This is a genomic window from Chitinophaga sp. CF118, assembly GCF_900112615.1.
In the GTDB taxonomy this organism is placed as follows: domain Bacteria; phylum Bacteroidota; class Bacteroidia; order Chitinophagales; family Chitinophagaceae; genus Chitinophaga.
Map to the genome: position 1 here is coordinate 1 of NZ_FOMK01000033.1, position 1,304 is coordinate 1,304.

The following is a 1,304-nucleotide window of genomic DNA, read 5'->3' on the forward strand; positions in this document are numbered from 1 at the left end:
GGTAGTGCAGCTTATAACATGCCGGGCGTATTTGTTTTTGAAGGTGAGTTGGATCTTGCTTTGCTGGAATATGCTTTTGATGAGTTGATTGCACGCCATGAGAGCCTGCGGACCATCTTCCGGGAAGATGAACAGGGTGAGGTGCGCCAAGTGATTCTTGATACAGTAAACTTCAACCTGGATGTAAGAGAGCAATCATCTGATATAAATAACCTGATACATGAAGCAACTGCGGGGGGCTTTGATCTGAGCACAGGACCATTGCTGCGTGCCGGTTTATACCGGATAGGGGATAACAAGTGGATCTTCACCTGCACCATGCATCACATCATCAGTGATGGCTGGTCCATGAATGTGTTCATCAAAGAGTTGTTGCTGTTTTATAATACACAAACGAATCCATTATCTCCGCTTGATATTCAATATAAAGATTACGCTTCCTGGCAGCAGGAACAGTTGAGTGGTGCTGCATTACAAGAGCACGTAAATTATTGGTTAAACCAGTTTGCTGGTGAGTTGCCAGTATTGGAACTGCCATCTGATAAGCTCCGTCCTTCTGTTAAAACATATCACGGTGGCATCATTCACCATACTTTTAACAACAGCATCAGCACCGGTATAAAAACACTCAGTCAACAGGAAGGTGGTACTTTGTTTATGGGATTGCTGGCGGCAGTGAATGCCTTATTATACCGTTATACCAATCAGGAAGATATCATTATTGGTAGTCCTGTTGCAGGTCGTGAACACATAGAACTGGAAAATCAGATTGGATTTTATGTCAATACACTAGCGCTGAGGACACGTTTTAACGGAAAAAACAGCTACCGTGAACTGCTGAAAATCGTAAAAAACGTCAGCCTTGGCGCTTACGAACACCAGATCTATCCTTTTGATGCATTGGTAGATGAATTGGATCTTCCCCGTGATATGAGCCGTAATGCCCTGTTTGACGTGATGATGGTGTTGCAGAACAATGAAAGCAGCCATCTCAATGAGCAATCAATTCCGGGTTTAACGATCAGTGAGTACAGCGGGAAACGTCAGCATATCAGTAAGTTTGATTTGCAGTTCACTTTTGTAGAAAAAGCAGATGCATTACAGCTGACTATTACCTACAACAGCGATATTTACGACCCCGCAACCGGTGAACGGCTGACACAACACCTGGAACAGCTGTTGTCAGCCATCATCGGGAATCCATCTTTGCCCATTGAAGAACTGGAATATTTAAGTGAAGCAGAAACAGCAAGATTATTATCAGTCTTCAACAATACTTCAGTTCCTTACCCTTCCGATAAAAT

The 1,304-nt window shown here is 43.3% G+C and carries 1 protein-coding gene; it reads left to right on the forward strand.

All coding sequences use genetic code 11. From position 1 onward, the window contains the following. Positions 1-1,304, forward strand: a 1,304-nt coding sequence (locus BM176_RS32055) for a condensation domain-containing protein (protein ID WP_255373633.1), incomplete at both ends; no start/stop codon positions are given.